The organism is Bernardetia sp. MNP-M8, from assembly GCF_037126285.1.
In the GTDB taxonomy this organism is placed as follows: Bacteria; Bacteroidota; Bacteroidia; order Cytophagales; family Bernardetiaceae; genus Bernardetia.
The window spans coordinates 5,193,425-5,211,581 of sequence record NZ_CP147012.1 but is presented as its reverse complement, the minus strand read 5'-3'; the positions used below and the strand labels follow the sequence as shown (position 1 = coordinate 5,211,581).

The 18,157-nt window shown below is 31.1% G+C and carries 14 protein-coding genes; 9 read left to right on the top strand and 5 right to left on the bottom strand.

Annotation, left to right across the window (positions count from 1 at the left end; all coding sequences use genetic code 11):
• The first annotated feature begins 66 nt into the window (after positions 1-66).
• Positions 67-498, top strand: a complete 432-nt coding sequence (locus V9L04_RS21065; RefSeq protein WP_338791906.1) for a hypothetical protein — start codon at positions 67-69, stop codon at positions 496-498.
• Between the two features lie 454 nt (positions 499-952).
• Here the strand turns inward: V9L04_RS21065 and V9L04_RS21060 are convergent, their stop codons facing one another.
• On the bottom strand, positions 953-4,009 hold the full coding sequence (locus V9L04_RS21060) for a T9SS type A sorting domain-containing protein (RefSeq protein WP_338791905.1): 3,057 nt from the start codon (positions 4,007-4,009) through the stop codon (positions 953-955).
• A gap of 733 nt (positions 4,010-4,742) precedes the next feature.
• Between V9L04_RS21060 and V9L04_RS21055 the strand changes: the two genes are divergently transcribed.
• Positions 4,743-8,048, top strand: a complete 3,306-nt coding sequence (locus V9L04_RS21055; RefSeq protein WP_338791904.1) for a S41 family peptidase — start codon at positions 4,743-4,745, stop codon at positions 8,046-8,048.
• 197 nt (positions 8,049-8,245) lie between these two features.
• On the opposite strand, the gene V9L04_RS21050 is transcribed toward V9L04_RS21055, so the two are convergent.
• Both V9L04_RS21050 and V9L04_RS21045 read right to left on the bottom strand, forming a co-directional pair.
• The gene (locus V9L04_RS21050; RefSeq protein WP_338791903.1) at positions 8,246-8,455 is read right to left on the bottom strand and encodes a hypothetical protein; all 210 of its coding nucleotides are present in this window, start codon (positions 8,453-8,455) and stop codon (positions 8,246-8,248) included.
• A gap of 175 nt (positions 8,456-8,630) precedes the next feature.
• On the bottom strand, positions 8,631-9,908 hold the full coding sequence (locus tag V9L04_RS21045; protein WP_338791902.1) for a hypothetical protein: 1,278 nt from the start codon (positions 9,906-9,908) through the stop codon (positions 8,631-8,633).
• A gap of 256 nt (positions 9,909-10,164) precedes the next feature.
• Here V9L04_RS21045 and V9L04_RS21040 point away from each other — a divergent pair, with 256 nt between their 5' ends.
• Positions 10,165-11,151, top strand: a complete 987-nt coding sequence (locus V9L04_RS21040) for a hypothetical protein (RefSeq protein WP_338791901.1) — start codon at positions 10,165-10,167, stop codon at positions 11,149-11,151.
• A gap of 111 nt (positions 11,152-11,262) precedes the next feature.
• Positions 11,263-12,333 carry a hypothetical protein gene (locus V9L04_RS21035; RefSeq protein ID WP_338791900.1) on the top strand — a complete coding sequence of 357 codons (1,071 nt, stop codon included), beginning with the start codon at positions 11,263-11,265 and terminating at the stop codon, positions 12,331-12,333.
• Positions 12,334-12,367: 34 nt separating this feature from the next.
• On the opposite strand, the gene V9L04_RS21030 is transcribed toward V9L04_RS21035, so the two are convergent.
• Complete coding sequence (locus tag V9L04_RS21030) at positions 12,368-13,381, bottom strand: IS110 family transposase (protein ID WP_338790811.1); 1,014 nt, start codon at positions 13,379-13,381, stop codon at positions 12,368-12,370.
• 397 nt (positions 13,382-13,778) lie between these two features.
• Here V9L04_RS21030 and V9L04_RS21025 point away from each other — a divergent pair, with 397 nt between their 5' ends.
• The 5 genes from V9L04_RS21025 (at position 13,779) to V9L04_RS21005 (ending at position 17,050) form a co-directional block, all read left to right on the top strand.
• The gene (locus V9L04_RS21025; protein WP_338791899.1) at positions 13,779-13,916 is read left to right on the top strand and encodes a hypothetical protein; all 138 of its coding nucleotides are present in this window, start codon (positions 13,779-13,781) and stop codon (positions 13,914-13,916) included.
• 75 nt (positions 13,917-13,991) lie between these two features.
• On the top strand, positions 13,992-14,660 hold the full coding sequence (locus tag V9L04_RS21020; protein ID WP_338791898.1) for a class I SAM-dependent methyltransferase: 669 nt from the start codon (positions 13,992-13,994) through the stop codon (positions 14,658-14,660).
• Positions 14,661-14,784: 124 nt separating this feature from the next.
• Complete coding sequence (locus V9L04_RS21015; RefSeq protein WP_338791897.1) at positions 14,785-15,048, top strand: hypothetical protein; 264 nt, start codon at positions 14,785-14,787, stop codon at positions 15,046-15,048.
• A gap of 6 nt (positions 15,049-15,054) precedes the next feature.
• Positions 15,055-15,465, top strand: coding sequence for a type II toxin-antitoxin system VapC family toxin (locus tag V9L04_RS21010; protein ID WP_338791896.1), 411 nt, complete (start codon positions 15,055-15,057; stop codon positions 15,463-15,465).
• Between the two features lie 121 nt (positions 15,466-15,586).
• Positions 15,587-17,050 (top strand): membrane dipeptidase, encoded by a 1,464-nt coding sequence (locus V9L04_RS21005; protein WP_338791895.1) that lies wholly within the window; start codon positions 15,587-15,589, stop codon positions 17,048-17,050.
• Between the two features lie 235 nt (positions 17,051-17,285).
• On the opposite strand, the gene V9L04_RS21000 is transcribed toward V9L04_RS21005, so the two are convergent.
• Positions 17,286-18,119 carry a helix-turn-helix domain-containing protein gene (locus V9L04_RS21000; protein ID WP_338791894.1) on the bottom strand — a complete coding sequence of 278 codons (834 nt, stop codon included), beginning with the start codon at positions 18,117-18,119 and terminating at the stop codon, positions 17,286-17,288.
• Positions 18,120-18,157 lie beyond the last annotated feature (38 nt).

Sequence of the window (18,157 nt, the reverse complement as noted above, 5' to 3'; positions counted from 1 at the left end):
TGTTTAAGACAAGCCAATAGATTTAGTGTTTCTATATTATAAAGAGGAATTATTACAACACATAAAATGAAACAAGAACGCAAACAGATAGTTAATACAGATGCTTATTCTTTGGAAATTGATATTGCAAAAAATAGAGTTTATTTTTGTATCCGTGGGCATTGGGACAAAAATACTCTTCTAACAAATTATCTGTTAGATTGGAAAGAAGCTATTTCTTATTTACAGCCTAATTTTACAATTATTTCAGATACTCTTACTATGTTACCTCATGCAGTTAGTGTGGAAAAACTCCATGAAGAAACTCAAAAATATTTAATTGATAATGGACTTTTTAAAGTAGCTGAAATTATGCCTATCAATGACATTGCAAATCTACAAGCAAATAGAATTACAGAACGTTCGCAACTTCCAGTTATTAAACTCTCTTCATTGGAAGAAGCTGAAGAGTGTTTAGATAAATTAGTTGAAGAAATGCAAAACAGTCTAAATCATTGAAAAGTGTAAACATAAAATACGATTTATCAGATTTTGGACTGATTTATTTGCTTGAATCATGCTTCTGAGGAAGTGTTTCGTTCAACTCTGAGGAGTTGCACAAAAAATATTGTAAAACCTTTGAAACGCTGTACTAATACACCAACAATATTAAAAATATAAACAGAATTCTTCTATTCAATTGGGATTTTTGATTTATACAGATGAATTTTGTGAAGTTAGCAATACACAAAGTAATACACAAGAATTTGGTCTTTATGGAGAAGTTAGTTAAAAGAAAAATTCCCCTTTTATGTAATTTGTTTTGAATGGATACATAATCAAAAAAGAGGCAAAAAGCTCTACACAAAACTTTTTACCTCCTTTTACAACCTCATAGAAGATAAATACAAAGGTATTATATTATCAGTCCAATACTAGGTAAGAGTCTTATTTTATTACAAGATTGCTTTGCTTATTCTTTAACAATACGTACAGTACTTGTCTTTTCAGAATCAGAAACCTGAAGTAAATACAATCCTAGAGGTTGATTTTGTAAGTTTATTGTTCCTTCTAAAAATGCTCCTTCTTTGGTTTTGTTTTCTTCAATAATTAGTTTTCCTGTTGCATCAAACAAACGAACAGTACAGTTTCCTTCTCGTTCTGTTTTTAGGCTATACGAAAACTCATTTGAAGTTGGATTTGGATAAACTACTACTTTTTCATTTTTGAAGAAGTCTTTACTTGCATCTGCTTTAAATAAAAGAACAAAACGTTTTATTTCTGTTCCTGCTTTTACACTAAATTTATAATTTCCATCTTGACGCAAATTGTGTAAAGTATTGGTAAGTGAATCATATAAATAAACTTCATGGCTAGAATGAAAATATTTTAAGGTACGCAGAGAAATTTGATATTCCCCTTCTACTACAATATTCATGGCTAAAGGAAGTTTTTGTTCTTTATCAAAATTACCTAAACCGTTAATAGAAAAATACTCTGTTTGTTCTTCATTTTCATTATACGAATAAAGAGTAGAAAATTTACTGTTCATTTTATGCAGTTTACCTGCATCAAATCCATTATCGTAATTTGGTGTAGCTCCTTCTTGAAAGTAAATAGTTGTTTCATCTGCCATTCCTCCTTTTTCAATCGCTAAACGAATCAAACCTTGTTTAGTGTTTTCTATACCTGTAGTTTTATAGAAACGAGCATCTGTTGTTAAACGAATCGAATTATCTATGTTTACTGTTCCTGATGTGTTTGCTCTTACAAAAAATCCTTGCATAGAAGCAATTTCATTTGTACCTCCATTATTGCTTACTCCACTAGCTGTATAACTTGCAAAATTTCCGTTGTACTGACTAACAGGAATATCAAACTGTACCTCAGAACTCAAGAGCGTATTATTCAAATTGTATAAAGCAGTCCAAGAAATAGGAGAAGGATAAGGATTTCCAATCAAATTATAACCTTGTCCACCACTATTTGTAACCCCAATAGATTGAGTTCCATTATTCAATGTTCCATTCAAATCAATAATTTGTTGAGTAGCAATATTAGCTTGATAACCTTTTGCAGGTAACAAGTTCGGAGTGGTAGGAACTTTATAATTAGAAATAAAAGCATTGTAATACGCACTAGTTATTACGTTGTTGTTTGTTTCTTCAAACTGAAAAAAGTTAGGAAAAGGACGTACAAAAGCAGGTTCTGGAGCTGTATTATAAGCCGTATTTAAAACCAAACTCATATCATCTCCAAACTGTGAAATAGTTGCATCAGAAAAAGGTGAAGAAAACAAATGATATGCTTGAGCGTCATATCCACCACCTCCAAAGCTAGGAATAGTCGAAGATTGAGGAATGTATCTTTCTGCAATTACATTACCTTGAACAGTATTGATAGGTGAAGCATTAAATATCAATGCTGTATTAGTAGCAGTTGAGCGAAGCGCAAAATTAGCTCCTACTGGCACAACTACATCTCCATCTTGCATAGATAATTTTTCAGAAATACCAAAATTACCTTCAAAAGTAAGCGTTTTCCCTGTTCCATCCATTGTAATATCTTTGATAGTTGTTTCTTTATAATTGGCTGCATCTGTTTGAAAAGTAAGTGTTTTGTTTACAGTAAAAGGAAGTGCATATTCATCGTATGGATTTCCTAGAGCATTGAGTCCATTTTTTTGAATTACAATAGTAAAACCATCTTGAACACACTCAACAGCACGACCAATATTTGGTTCAGTATTTAGTCCTATAGCAAAAGAATTAAGAGTAGTATATGCATGTCCTGTATTAAACTCTACAAAACCACCCAAAGAAGAAAATGGGTTTGCATCAGTTATATAATTTGCATCTGTTCCATGAAGAATATAATCTTCTATAAAAAAAGCTTGAGCAAAATCATTTTTATTTAATAAAAGAAGTTCAAAATAAAAAGGAGAAGCTGTGGCATTAATATAAATTACTTGAGTGTTATTAAATATATATCCATTATTGGTAGTAGGAGCAAATGGTGTAATCCCTTTTAAAGTAAATTTAGTATTTCCTAAATTAAGATTTTGTGTTGCAATCATCTCTGAAACATACAGACAGGCTCTTAAATAGGTATTATCTGAAGCTACTGAAGTAAGTTCTACATCTGTGAAGGAGATATTGTCCAAATCAGAAGAATAACCTGAAATATACATAGGAGCTCCAGCAATTGTTGTAGGAGAAGAAAGTCGTTTATAACTTCCTTCTATACTGACATTATTTAGTGCAACAACTCCAGCAGGTAAAAAACTTGCGTAACGCAAAATAGGGTTTGCACTTCCATTGTCCCAACCTCTTATTTGAAGTCCTATATGTCCTGTTCCATCAGTTACTGTGATATTAGAAAGACTAGCATTTCTATTAAATTTAAAGAAAGAAATATCTCCATTTCCTGGATCTCCTGTTCCATTTGCTGAAAAAGTAGAGTTATTTATTGTTACATTATCAATACCTATTCCACCAGTAGCTTGGGATTGAACAAAAATCCCGATGTTATTATGATTAGTAACAGCTAAATCTTCTAAAAGAATATCGCTTACAGTTACATCACTTATTTGTATTCCATAGCCTGCACCTTGAATACGCATATTGCGAATGGTTACATTAGAGGCTTGTACATTAAAACCAGTACTTGAATTATTAGCAGGATCAATGATTACATCTATGGCAGGATTTGTTCCATTTCCTGTGCCTACTATAGAAACTTCTTTAGTAATAATGGTATTATTTGCTGTATATGTTCCTGCTGCGACATTTATTTGATCACCAGTATTTGCTTGAGTTATTGCATAAGCAATTGTCTGACAGGGAGAACCAAGTGTTGTACAATCATTAGCACCTGCATTACTACCTGTAGTGGCTACATAACGGTTTTGGGCAAAAATGGCTGTTGAACTAAAAAATAAGAGGATTATTACACTTAGAACTTTCCATTTTAAGTATTTAAAAGGACTTTTTGAAGATATTGATTTGATTTTTGTTAAATGTCGTAACATAGTTAGAAAAAAGTTAATTGTAAAAAAAATGAAAAACAACTATTTATAAAAAACAGCAAAGGAGAGAGTTTGTATTAAATATACTCAAATATTGAAGTAAAATGAAATTTGGGTGTACTTTGTTTGAATTTTTGAAAAAATAATTTCAAAAGAAAATAAAATTATTTATTTACTGATTAACAGTTGTTTATGATAAATGAATAATATTTTCACTACTTTTTTAAGTAGAAAAATATCAAAAACAAAAACTGTAGGTAAAAATTGCACTACATTATTGATAAAATGTTAATTACTAAAGTCCTATTTTTAATTATATCTAATTTTTATCTTTTTTAGTTTTAAAAATAAATTGCATTAAAAAAAGTCGCAACCTCTATGTTAGCTAACAAATTGTACTATCTAAAATAGCTCATTGTGTATTTTGTTTAGTAACTCAAAGTTTTGGAAGACTGTTGAATTTGATAAAATACTGTTTTTGATGTTCAGACTGGAAGTCTTAACTACCTTAATATAAACCGTAATAAGGTTTATTATTTGTATAAAAAACGAATGGGGGAAAAGAACATTCAAACGGATTTAAAATTGTTACACAAAAAAAGTTAATTTCTATCTTAATAAAGCACAATTTGTAAGTCTGAAAGTATATTTGTTACTTACTGTTTTTATACTTTAGACCCTAAGGATTTTAAAAACTATTAGGATCTAATATTTCATACACACAATTTATTTTTTTATGAACACACTTACCAAGTCGTCAAAATGGATTTTGGCAGCTTTTGCTTTGCTGCTGACTTTTCCTGTTTTGGCACAGACTGACACACAGAATACGCAAACAACAACAGATAATGAGAATCCACTTTGGATGCGTTATTCAGCTATTTCTCCCAACGGACAAAATATTGCTTTTTGCTACAAAGGTGATATTTATAAAGTAGATGCAAATGGAGGACGTGCTTCTTTGCTTACTTTGCATGAAGCCTATGATGTAAATCCTGTTTGGTCGCCAGATGGCAAAATGATGGCATTTGCTTCTGACCGTTTCGGAAATAAAGATATTTTCTTGATGAGTGCAGACGGAGGAGAGCCAAAACGACTTACAATTCATTCTTCTGATGATACGCCTGTGGCTTTTTCACCTGATGGAAAATTTGTTTATTTCAATGCGTACCGTATGCCTACAAAAAGTGATGTCGCTTTTCCGTTTGGGGGTTTCGAACAGCTTTATAAAGTAGCTATTGATGGAAAAACACGTCCAGAAATGGTTATCAATGAAGTTACTCAAAAAGGAAATCTGAATGCAGCAGGTAACAAACTCGTTTATGAAGACCGTAAAGGCTATGAAAATGAATGGAGAAAACACCACGTTTCAAGCGTTGCAAGAGATATTTGGGTCTATGATATGGCTACTAAAAAACATACTCAACTTACAAGAAATTTAGAAGAAGACCGTAATCCTGTTTGGGTAGGTGATGATGTTTATTTTTTGAGTGAAAAAGGAGGCGTTGATAATGATAAAGTTTCTATGAATATCTTTAAAATGTCTGCTGCTAATCCAAGTGTACAAACAAAGGTTACAAACTTAGAAAATCATCCTGTTCGTTTTCTTTCTTCATCAAATGATAAAACGTTGTGTTTTGGCTATAATGGCGAGATTTATACGATGAAAGATGGTTCAGAGCCTAAAAAAATTGCTATTCAAATTGCTCAAGATAATCGTTACAATGCTATCGAATATAAAAACTTGAAAGGTGGAATTACAGATATGGCAGTTTCTAGCACTGGAAAAGAAATCGCTTTTATTGTGCGTGGCGAAGTTTTCGTAACAGCAGTAGAAAATGGTTATACCAAACAAATCACAAATACAGCAGAACAAGAACGCAATGTAGATTTTTCTCCTGATGGAAAATCGTTGATTTATTCGGCAGAAAGAAATGGAAGCTGGAATGTTTATCAAGCTAAATTAGGAAGAGAAGAAGAGAAATATTTTTATGCAAGTACAGTTTTGAATGAAACACAACTTACCAACAATAAAAATGAATCTTTTCAGCCTTTATTTTCTCCTGACGGAAAAGAAGTTGCTTATATAGAAGACCGTAAAGCATTGAAAGTAATTAATTTGGCTTCAAAAGAAGTGCGTACTGTTACTGACAAACTTTCGTATTCGTATGCTGATGGCGACCAATATTATGCGTGGTCTCCAGATTCAAAGTGGTTTTTGATTACGTATGAACCAAATAAAGCGTGGATTCCTCAAGTGGGTTTAATTGCTGCAACAGGAAAAGAGGCTATCAAAAATCTTACTCAAAGTGGTTATAATGATGCTGCTCCTCGTTTTGCAATGAATGGTAAGGCTTTTTATTGGTTATCTGATAAAGAAGGTTTGCGCTCTCATGGAAGTTGGGGTTCTGAATACGATGCCTATATTCAGTTTTTTGAAGAAGATGAGTGGAAAAAATTCACGATGTCAAAAGAAGAATATACGCTTTGGGAAGAATTAAACGGAAAAGACAAAGACAAAAAGGACGAAGACAAGAAAGAAGATGATAAAGACGAAAAAGACAAGAAAGACGAAAAAGTAGAACCTTTGACTTTTGATTGGGCAGGTTTTGAAGACCGAAAAGAACGCCTAACTAGCCACGCTTCACAAATGAGTGATGCTGCTTTAAGTCCAAAAGGTGACAAATTGTATTATCTGACTTCTTTCGAAAAAGGCGCAGACCTTTGGGTAGAAGATTTGAGAGAAAAAGAAACAAAACTTGTCTTAAAACTAGGCGTAAGAGGTGGAAGTCTAACAATGGATAAAGAAGGTAAAAACTTGTTTTTATTAGCCAATGGAAGCATTCAGAAAATAGATTTGGCTACCAACACACCAAAACCAGTTTCTATTGATGCCAAAATGCAACTCAATGCAGCAGCAGAGCGTGAATATATGTTTGAACACATGTGGAGACAAGTACGTGAAAAATTCTATGTTACAGATATTCATGGTGTAGATTGGGATTTTTATAAAAAAGAATACGCTCGTTTCTTACCTCATATCAACAATAATTATGATTTTGCAGAAATGGGAAGCGAACTTTTGGGAGAACTCAATGCTTCACACACAGGAACTCGTTACCGTCATTCTGACCCAAATGGAGATATGACAGCCGTTTTAGGTGCTTTTTATGATGATTCGTACAAAGGAAATGGATTGAAAATAGCTGAAGTTTTGAATAAAAGTCCATTGCAAAAAGCAAATAAAGATATTGCAGCAGGTGATATTATTCAAAAAATTGACGGTGTAGAAATCACGCCTACAATGAATTATCATTCTCTTCTGAACCGTAAAGCAGATGAAAGAACACTTCTTACTATTTTGGATGCAAAAACAAATGCTACAAAAGAAGTCATTGTTTTGCCTATCCAAACTTGGGAAGAACGTCAGCTTTTGTATGAGCGTTGGGTAAACACTCGTAGAGAAGAAACCGAAAAAATATCTGATGGAAAAGTCGGTTATGTTCACGTTAGAGGAATGAATAGCGATAGTTTCAGAGAGCTATTTTCGGAGGCTTTGGGCCGTCATGGCAACAAAAAAGCCTTGATTGTAGATACTCGTTTTAATGGTGGTGGTTGGTTACACGACGACTTGGCTACTTTCCTTAGTGGAAAACAGTATTTTGAAATCGTGCCAAGAGGAGAAAAAATAGGTACAGAACCGATGTATAAATGGAACAAACCTTCTACTGTTTTGATGAATGAAGGCAATTATTCGGATGCTAATATTTTTCCTTATGTCTATCAACACCTTCAAATTGGTAAACTTATCGGTATGCCAGTTGCAGGAACAGGAACGGCTGTTTGGTGGGAGCGTTTGATTGACCCAACGATTGTTTTTGGTATTCCACAAGTAGGAATTATTCGTACTGACGGAAAATATATGGAAAATACAGAGCTTATTCCAGATATTGAAATCAAAAATAATCCTACGCCACAAAGTGAAGGAAAAGATGAGCAGCTTGAAGGAGCTGTAAAAGAAATGTTGGAAGTAACGAAATAGTGATAAGTTGTAAGTGATTAGTGATAAATTAATTACGTAGCTTTTTTATGCTGAAAATTCCCTTAAAGGCTTTTTGCTTTTGAGGGCGTTTTTATTGGTTAAAACTTTGTCAATAGTCTGTAATCAGACTTTGACAATAGTTGTAGAATGTGCTTAAACTATTTTCAGAGTTTGCTTAGGCAAACTACTGACAAAGTTTATCTATCTTCATCTATTTTGTTTCCTTCTTCAATAACTCTTTCCATTTGTTCGGCATCTTCTAAGTCAATCGCACCAGCAAATTGAAGTAAATCATTTGTTTTTGCAGGAACATAAAGCATACTTTCCAAAAAACGCAATAAATCTGCTTTTTGGTAATATGAAAGTTCATAAATTAAATTACGGATTTGATTTTCTATTGCTATCATACTATTATTTTTTAGATTGAAAACTTTTTTACTAAACGTGAAATTTAGTTTTTTGGTTTTTATAAACTCTCTAACGCAAAAATGACTTTAAAAGATTGAAATTACAAATCTTATATTTTGATACTGAAAATTCCCTTAAATTGTAGAGTTTGATTTTAGTTTACTATTTTGATTATCAAGTTTTTATATTGATTTGCTTTTGCAAAAGGTCTAGTATTTCTTTGTTAGAGCAGAGTATCCTTTGTAAAGAAATAAATCCTTTTTGTTTAAATTGTTTACATTTTCTTCTAATAAATCGGACTATTTTTTGAACTTCAATCGCCAAAAATGCAAATTTTAAAAGTTTATTTTCAAATTCTTCTTTATTTTTTGTTCTAGGTTCACTAATTTTTAATACATGTTTGAGTGTTTTGAAAAACTGTTCTATATAGGTTCTATTGAACCAATGTCTTCGTAATGTTTTTGCAAAAACGGTCAAATTTGGGGTATATATAACACTTACTTTTTTTGAGCCATTTAACCTAAAAAATAATAAAACAACTTCTCTTTTTTGGCATTGATAGAACGCTTTTAGACGTAAAGTAAAAGGTGTTTTTTCTTCTTCCTTGAGATGTCTTTGCGCTTCTTGATGTTTTTTTTCTTTTTCTAAAAAAACACGATCTATATATTCTTTTGAGTTTGTTTTTTTATTATTTACTATAATAATATGATTTTTTTTAGGTACACTAATATAAATCAAACTTGTTGATTGGTTGGTACATTCTTCACTCAATGAAACATCACTATAGCCACTATCACAACTAAAATGAATAGAAGGTAATACACTATTTTCTTTAGCTAATTTTTCTTGTAACTTTCCCCAACGATTCACTAATTTTTTAGCTATTTGAATAGGTTCTTTTTTATCAGCTTTTCCTTTTTTTCTAACAAAATCAAAAAATAAAGGATAAAAAACATCTTCAATATATAATCCGAAACAAACCACTTTAAAGCCTAGAGTAGTAGCACGATACTGTCCACTAAAGAAACTTCCAAAATAATCATTTTCTCTACCTAACTCAGAGAGCCATTGACGAAAAATACTGTCATCTAAAACTGCCGTAACTCTTTTTTTTGACCAAATACTACTATCTTTTGAAGCCATTTCTTTCAATAAATGAACCACTTGAGTTTTAAATACATATTCATAAAGTACACGTATTTTGTTGATTGTCAGTTTTTTATACAACTTTTTGTAATTGATGGATACTTGACTACTTGTGATACCAAATTTGACTAAAATACTTTTCAAGGTAGGCAAACCTAGTAACTGACCTAGAAAAAATACAGTTTGCATTTTTTCAAAAAGTAATGTATCAGATTCATCTACATTAGAAATATCTAATTCTGAAAAAGAGTTCTGAAAAAGAGTAGAAGTAGCTGAAAATTCCTGTTCAAAATATTTTTTTGTCAAAGAAACTATTTTTGTGGCTATTTTTTTTTATCATTGTAGTGTATTTTACAAAATCTAATTATTTATTTTGTGGTAAAAACAAATATAGGACTTTTGCAAAATATAATTGCCGTACAGAGTTGATATTCAGCAAAATACGGCAATTTTAAACTCTACAACTTAAAAGCTTTTTACTTTTGAGGGAATTTTTTTTAATCTACAAGTGTTTCTAGAAATGAAATAGAAAATAATATTATTGACTTAATCATAGTAAAAAATGCTAGAAGAAGCAGAATATCTCTTATTTGGTTGTGAAGCATTACAATGGAAAATTGCTAAAAACTCCCCTAAACTATACAAACTAAAAAGTCATAAATACTTATCATTTATAAATCCTTTATATGTAAATTATGAAGAATTAAATGATAGGCATTTTTTTAGTGATAGTAGTGAAAAGAATGATTTTTATTTTGTTACAACCAATGTGATTGTATTCAAAGTAGAAAAAGGAATTAATTTAAAACCACAAGACTTATCAGATTATTTTGATAAAATAATTTTATCTGTTAGAGAAGTGAGTAAACAAACTACATTCAAACCAAAATGCTCTTCTATTCATGGACTTAAAAATCTAAATTTAGAAATATCAAACTGTAATAAGATAAATGGTATTGCCTATATGAGAGAATATATATACTCCACTTTAATTACTATGGAAATGTTTTTTGAAGCAGATAATAAAGTAGCCAAAGGAATAAAAACACCTATTTATACAGAAATACTAGTTGATGGTCTGGAGGATTTGTTAAACGAAAAATATAGAAAAGCAATATTATATTCGGCTATGGCTATGGAAATTGCATTAGCTACTAAATTAGATGAAGACTATAAAAGTAAAGTCAATGAGAAAAACTACATAATTAACTCTGTAATAACAAAGGATGGTAGAGTAGAGAAAGATTACCTGTATGAGCATCTAACTAATATGAATAGTTTTAAAATATTATTACGAGAAAGAAGCTTATATGTTTGGAATAAGTCTATTGCTACAGACAAGCAGATATTATACGAAGCTGCTATGCGTTTATACACTACAAGAAATAAAATTGCTCATTTAGGAAGACCTGATAATCTAAATAAACAAATAAATATCGATAAAAAAGGAGCAAATGAAGCATTTGAAATAGCAAAAAATGTTTTTGAATGGTTAGGAATATGTGAATTCAAACATGTAAGTATCTCAGATAAGTTTATTGACTATTAAATATTATTCCTCAGTTCAGCTATGATTTATTAGGATAAAATTTTCTTATTGATGAATCTTTTTGAATTAGAAATAGTTATTACTCTTTTAATAAACAAAACTATATAACAAGTGGAAAACAAAGAATTATTCTCTCTAAATAAAAAATCATTTAAAAATGATTTTCTTCCTATTTACAAGCAATTTGGTATAAATCCTAATAAAGTTTTTCAAACTTCTTTTACATTACCTTTTCACTTGCCTTTTAATGGAGGAACAAGTGTAACAATGTTTGTAGAAGATAAAATAGCATTTACAGCTACTTTTAATACTCTTTCAAGTAAAAATGGTTATAGAGCTGGGGTAGTAAGTACAGAAGAATTAGTATTTGAAAATTACAAAACAATAGTAGAGTTAAGTTTAGTTTTTGAGCAGGATGCCTATGATAAAAAATGTATGGAAGATGGTGAAGACTTGATATCGAATTTATTTGACATTTGCTTAGAAAGATTGAATTTGTTTATTAGGAGTTATAGAATAATGACAAAAGATAAACTTACACATCAAGTAAATCTAAAAATGCTTGAAGCTATTCCACTGTTTAGGATAGTAGATACAGAAACTTGGATAGAACAAATGGGAGCTTGTATTACTCATACAAACGTACAATATGAAAAGAAACCTTTAACTAATTTAGATAGTGATAAAGTCTTCCATTATGCAAATGTTATAGGTAATAACTTAAATCCGTTTATACTTTCTCAAGAATTAATATTAGATGCACAAAGAAATTATGTAGAAGGATTTTATAAGGAAGCTATTATAAATATTCAAACTTCTTTTGAAGTATTTTTGAGAACACTTCTTACAGAATTATATAAAGCAGAGAATAAAACTTCAGAAGAGGCTGATGAGATTTATGATGCAAAAGGATTTATAGGAGTATTAAAAAGTCAATTTCATGAACGATTAGGTGGACAATGGAAAATTAAAGATGAAGATTGTAAAATAGGTAGATGGTATAGTAAGTGTTATAAAATACGAAATAGTATTATACATGGTGGATTAGTTCCTGATTATATTCAGACAGAAGAAGCTATTAATGCAACTGACGAAGTTGTATTAGAAATATTCCAGTTGTTGAAGACTAAAGAAAGTACTTACCCAAATATTTCTTCTTTTATAAGTGTAGCTAATATGTAATACACAGCTCTAGAAAACTATGGTAAAACCAAGCCTATCCTTTAGAAAAATTGTTAAAATTTATTCCGTTTCTATCGTATAGCGTTTTGTTTTTTACACAGGCAAAAATGCGTTGTATAATTTTATTTCGTAAGGCATTAATAACACTCATTTTATTCTTGCCTTCTGCTACTTTTCTTAGGTAATACTCTCTCATCTCCCCCTCTACTTTCATAGCAGATAAAGCGCACATGTGCAAGGCTGTTTTGAGGGTTTTATTAGCCATTTTTGATACTCTTGCCCTGCCTTTAAATTTCCCAGAAGAGTTTTCAAAAGGCACAACACCACAATAAGAAGCGAGTTGTTTGGCAGTATCAAATTTGGTAAAACCATCAGTAGCTACCAGTAACTGAATCGCTGTTACTTTTCCAACACCTACTACAGAAGTGGTGAGCCGATAGAGTTCTTTCAATTCAGCATCCTCTTGAATAATTTGATGCATCTGCTTTTCTATTTCTTCTATGCGAAGGCTAAAGTGTTCCAACGTTGTTTTAGAGCTTTCCTCTAGAAGCTGCTGAATAGACGCTTTGCTAAATTGGCTCTGCTCACCAACGTAAGTTTCTAGCTCCTGTCTGTGAGTAACTAGCTTTTTTCGTAGTGTCTGCAAGGTTTTTAGGGTTTCTAGTTCTTGAGTAGGAGGAATATATAAGTTCGCTTTGTCTTGAAAACGAAAGGCATAAGCTCCGATATTTTCAGCATCAGCTTTGTCATTTTTAAGCTTTTTGACACCCATAGAACGTTTAATTTGAATGGCATTTTCTACCCAAATGGCACAATTAAATTCCATCAAAGCAATGACAAGCCAGTTGATATACATTCCTGTATGTTCCATACAAAACAAACTTTTCTCTAGCTCATAAAGGTCTTGAAAAGAAAAAAGATAGGTCTGTATTGCGTTCAAATTGTTCTCAATGCGTTTATGATTTACTACTTCTCCTTCTTGAAGAATAGCAATATCTAAATGTTCTTTGCTCACATCAATGCCTATAAAATTTTGGTAAGTTTGCATAAATAAGTTAATTTAGAGTTACCTAATTTAAAAAGTGATTCATCGTATTCAATCAGACTTAAAACCTTATCTAATGAGTTTATTTTTAGGTCAATAAAAATACTCCGAAAACTATTTGAGTTTGAGATTGAATAAAGGTAGGAAGAGGCTGTTTCGAGAGATAGATTTTTATAGTCTGGCTCGGCTATAGGTTCTCTTCCTACTAGATGAATTCTTAAATACAAGATAAGAAATTACATCTATTTTATCTACTACAAACCTAAAGGCTCGGCTATAGGTTCTCTTCCTACTAGATGAATTCTTAAATACAAGATAAGAAATTACATCTATTTTATCTACTACAAACCTAAAGGCTCGGTTCAAACCGAGTTAGGACTGTGTATTCGGCTCAATTTATTTGAAGGGTAAAATCAAAACACATAGGTACGAGGATAAAGATGGAAACAAAAAATATGTTACTGAAATTAGAGCTGATAACTTTATTATGTTGGGAAAACCTAATTCAGATAGAACGAATATAAACGAAACTATTTAAAATAATTGAACGTAGTTGTGTTTATAAACAAGTTGGTGATTATTGAAAAGAAACATCGCACAAATGAAAAACGAAATGAACAACGTAGAAATATTTGAAAATGAAAGAGCGACAGGCTACAATCAGTTTGTAGAAACTTGGATACCAAACTATCACTATTTTTTAGACCGTTTGCCAAAACTATTAAGTGAAACAAACTCAAAAGAATTGTTGGTAGTTGGTTGTGGAACAGGAAACGAAATAGAAAGATTTGTCCAAGCACCTGAACATTGGACAATAACAGGCATTGACCCTTCGTCTGAAATGATTAAACAGGCAAGTGAAAAACTTCAAAATTATGATAACGTAACTTTAATTGACGGTTTAGTAGCTGACCTTGACATTGAGAAAAAATATAGTTCTGCAACACTTTTGTTGGTTTTGCACTTTTTGAACGACAATGGCGACAAACTAAACTTACTGAAAGACATTGCCGACAGATTGGTTTCGGGTGCAACATTTGTAATGTTGGACATAACAGGAGACAAAAACCAAATCAGACAAAACCTACAAGTTCTCAAACTTCTTTTACCAAACAGTATAGATAAAGAAGAAATAAATAATCGGCTGAACAGAATAGAAAACAAACTTTTTGCAGTTTCGGAAGAAAGGTTGTCAGAATTATTGCAAGAAGCAGGATTTGAACCACCACTTCGCTTTTTTCAATCGTCAATTTATATGGGGTGGTTGACAAAAAAGAAATGAAATAAACAAAGAACCACTAACAATAGCTATACGTAATGTTAGGACTATGCATTCGGCTTCCAGCCATGATTTTTGTATCTTAGTAGTATGATTTTAAAAAGCTAGAAAAATAAATAATTGAACTATGGAAAATGAGAATATAAATCAACAAGAAAAACAGTTGTTTTTGAGTATTTTACAAGAATTAGAGCAAATTCCAAAAGAATATTTGAAAGTTGTTTTTGGTGTTGTTCAAGCTTTTCGTCAAAACTTACCTTCTGATGCAAGTGAGGTAAAAGAAGATGCAGAAACTTTTGATTGGGAAGAGTTATCTGATGAAATTATGAAACGTAGAAAAGAAGACAATCAACAGTTTTTTAAGCGAATGGATAATTTTATAAACGAATAATTATTTATGGGAACTAAAAAAGTGCTGTTAGATACAGATATTTTATCGTATTATTTAAAGAAAAATCCTGTTGTAGTTGCAAATTTTGAAAACTATTTAGCAGAACATCATCAAGTTTTTATTAGTCGTATTACAGTGATAGAAATTATGGGAGGATTGAAAGTAAAATCAGCTTCTAAGCAATTAGAGTTTTTTGAAAATTTTATTTCATCTTTTCAAATTTTAGATACTTCAAAAGAGGTTGCTCAACTAGCAAGTTCTATTTTTGCAGAGCTGTACAAAAAAGGACGACATAGTGGAAATTTTGATGTCCTCAATGCAGCGATTGCAATGGCAAACAATTTAGCTATTTGTACCAATAATGAAAAAGATTATGAAAATATTGATGGCTTAGAAATTCTAAATTGGACAAAGTAATAGTTTGCTTTCCTTTCTATCGAAAATAGCCTTATCATTACAAAAAGTAATTCTAAGGCTATTTTTTTTGTATCTTAGGTCATAATCCATCAAATAAAGAATTAGCTAAATATTTTTAAGTATGAGTCAATATGATTTTTATGTCGATTTGCATTGTCATCCAGCTATGAAGCCTTTTGGAAAAAGCTTTAATAAAACAAATAGGGAAAATAGCACAAAACTTAGTGATAAAAGCAGTATTTGGCATCAGCAAACTCCCAATATTTTCAAGAAAATTATTAATACATTAGGCTCTTTGACAAAGTTTACACAATCGGATTGTACTACTCTTTTTAAAGGTGGAGTACATGTGGTTTGTGCCTCTTTATATCCTCTTGAGAAAGGTTTTGTTAAAAATAAGTTAGGTCAGAATATGATTTCAGATATACCTCTGAATCTTCTAACAGGTATTGGAGATAAAAGAATTGATTATCTTCAAAATTTGGATAGTTATTTTAAAGATTTAGAAGAAGAGTATCAATTTTATCAACAATTAGATGGAGTTGTAGTAAAGGTAGATAATCAGCATAAAGTTCGTTATAAAATAGTAAGAAGTTACGATGAAATTTTATCGTATGTAGATACAAACCCAGATAGTGATGTAATTACTATATGTCTTCTCCTAAGTATTGAAGGTATGCATGTATTAGATTGTGGATTGTATGGAGCTAATAGCAACTCAGATATTAATTTGTTGAAAGAGAATACAGACAAAATCAAAAATTGGCAGCATTCTCCTTTCTTTGTAACCCTTGCACATCATTTTTGGAATGAGTTGTGTGGACACGCTAAAAGCCTAGTCGGAATAGCTGATTGTGTCACGAATCAAGAATACGGAATAGGAGAAGGATTTACAGAAAAAGGAAAAATAATCCTGCATCAATTATTGGAAAATAAGAATGGAAAACGTATTCTGATAGATATAAAACACATGAGTGTTAAGGCTAGAGAAGAATATTATCAAATCTTAAAGGAAGAATATGCTTCAGAAAATATTCCTATTATTATTAGTCATGGAGCAATGAATGGACTGACTTCACCTACTAATCCTAGCTTATCCTCTATCAAAACAGGAAGACTTTTTTATAAGGAAGATATTAACTTTTATGATAGTGAAATGGTAGAGGTAGCACAGAGTGGTGGAATTATGGGTTTACAGATGGATGAAAGAAGATTAATAAGTAGAGAAGCACTTAAAAATGTAAAACGGTCTATCCGAAGACACATGCTATTACATTATCGTTCAGAAATTGTGTGGAATCAAATACAACATATAGCAGAAGTTCTTGACAAACATAATCTTCCTGCTTGGAATAGTATAGCTATAGGTAGTGATTATGATGGCATTATAGATCCTCTAAATGGTTTTTGGACAGCCTCAGAAATGGATTTGCTGGCTAGTTATCTTGAAAGACATGCTGAAAACTATTTTAAAAATCCTAACTGTTCGTTAGATAAAGAAAATAAGATACTACCTAGTGAAGTTATTTCAAGAGTAATGAGTTCGAATGCACTCCAGTTTTTAGAAAAACATTTTAAATCGTAACTGCTCAATTTATGTTTTTCCTTTTTTTATTGGTTATTTTTATAGGCTCTTGTCCGTTTCTAAAGTGATGTGAGGTAAGTAGTTTTTTGTTTTACAAATCAGCACATTTATTTTTTTTGTTTTAAGTATTGTCTTCTAATTTTTGAACATTCAAACTGCTGTTGTTGAGTCTTTACTTTTGACAGCCGTTACGATGACCAATAAAAGGAAGTTTTAGAGATAAATTTTGCCTTTTCTACTTCATCCGATTGCGATATTCACTTGGTGTAACACCTAAAACTTTTTTTGTGTAACGAGTAAAAAATGACCGACTTGAAAATTCCATTTCATCGGCAATTTCTGCTATATTCAAATTTGGGTTTTCTAAAAGTAGTACAATACGTTCTTTTGTATTTCGCTGAATCCATTCCGAAGCAGTAATACCTGAATTTTGTTTGCAAATGGAATTCAAATATTTAGCAGTAATATTAAGTTTATTGCCATAAAACTGTACTTCACGTTCTTTCATACAATATTCTTGAACTAGATGTATAAACCTTTCGTATAACGTTCCGATTTGCAAGGTGCGTTTTCTACGTTCATACTCATTCGCAAATATATGCCACATTTCAAGAATAAAAAGTCGCATTTGCAATTTTAAAGCTTCTTTATAGAAACGATGTTCCTTGTCCTGAAATTTGTCATATAACAGTTGAAAGTTTGATAGTATTCTTTGCTTGTCATTTTTATCATTTATCTTTTTTAAGGGATATTGGCGAGAATGCAATGTAGCGTCAATTCCCCAATTTTGGTCAGGTATATTATCATTCAAAAATTGATTTTCTACGAGCAGAACTGTTGCTCTAAAGCCTTTTGAAAATTCTAAATCTTCTACTTTACTATTAGCAAACCAAAATACAAATTCATTGCTCTTACATTTTAGTTTTGTGTCGTTGAACAAAAAAGAGAGACTACCACAATGGCAAAATAGATGTGTATGATAGTTTAATTGAAAGTTGTTCGGAAAATCCTGTTTGTTTGACAATTCCAATATAATAATACGTGGATACTTTTCTTCTTTTCCATTCATTGAAACCTATTTTTATAATATAAGTAATATTTGACATT

Bases quoted from the DNA above. Each gene is read 5' to 3' on its own strand.
- V9L04_RS21050 (WP_338791903.1), bottom strand. From the start codon at position 8,455: ATGATAGCAATAGAAAATCAAATCCGTAATTTAATTTATGAACTTTCA.
- V9L04_RS21005 (WP_338791895.1), top strand. From the start codon at position 15,587: ATGAGTCAATATGATTTTTATGTCGATTTGCATTGTCATCCAGCTATG.
- V9L04_RS21010 (WP_338791896.1), top strand. From the start codon at position 15,055: ATGGGAACTAAAAAAGTGCTGTTAGATACAGATATTTTATCGTATTAT.
- V9L04_RS21060 (WP_338791905.1), bottom strand. From the start codon at position 4,009: ATGTTACGACATTTAACAAAAATCAAATCAATATCTTCAAAAAGTCCT.
- V9L04_RS21040 (WP_338791901.1), top strand. From the start codon at position 10,165: ATGCTAGAAGAAGCAGAATATCTCTTATTTGGTTGTGAAGCATTACAA.
- V9L04_RS21065 (WP_338791906.1), top strand. From the start codon at position 67: ATGAAACAAGAACGCAAACAGATAGTTAATACAGATGCTTATTCTTTG.
- V9L04_RS21055 (WP_338791904.1), top strand. From the start codon at position 4,743: ATGAACACACTTACCAAGTCGTCAAAATGGATTTTGGCAGCTTTTGCT.
- V9L04_RS21000 (WP_338791894.1), bottom strand. From the start codon at position 18,119: ATGAATGGAAAAGAAGAAAAGTATCCACGTATTATTATATTGGAATTG.
- V9L04_RS21020 (WP_338791898.1), top strand. From the start codon at position 13,992: ATGAACAACGTAGAAATATTTGAAAATGAAAGAGCGACAGGCTACAAT.
- V9L04_RS21030 (WP_338790811.1), bottom strand. From the start codon at position 13,381: ATGCAAACTTACCAAAATTTTATAGGCATTGATGTGAGCAAAGAACAT.
- V9L04_RS21015 (WP_338791897.1), top strand. From the start codon at position 14,785: ATGGAAAATGAGAATATAAATCAACAAGAAAAACAGTTGTTTTTGAGT.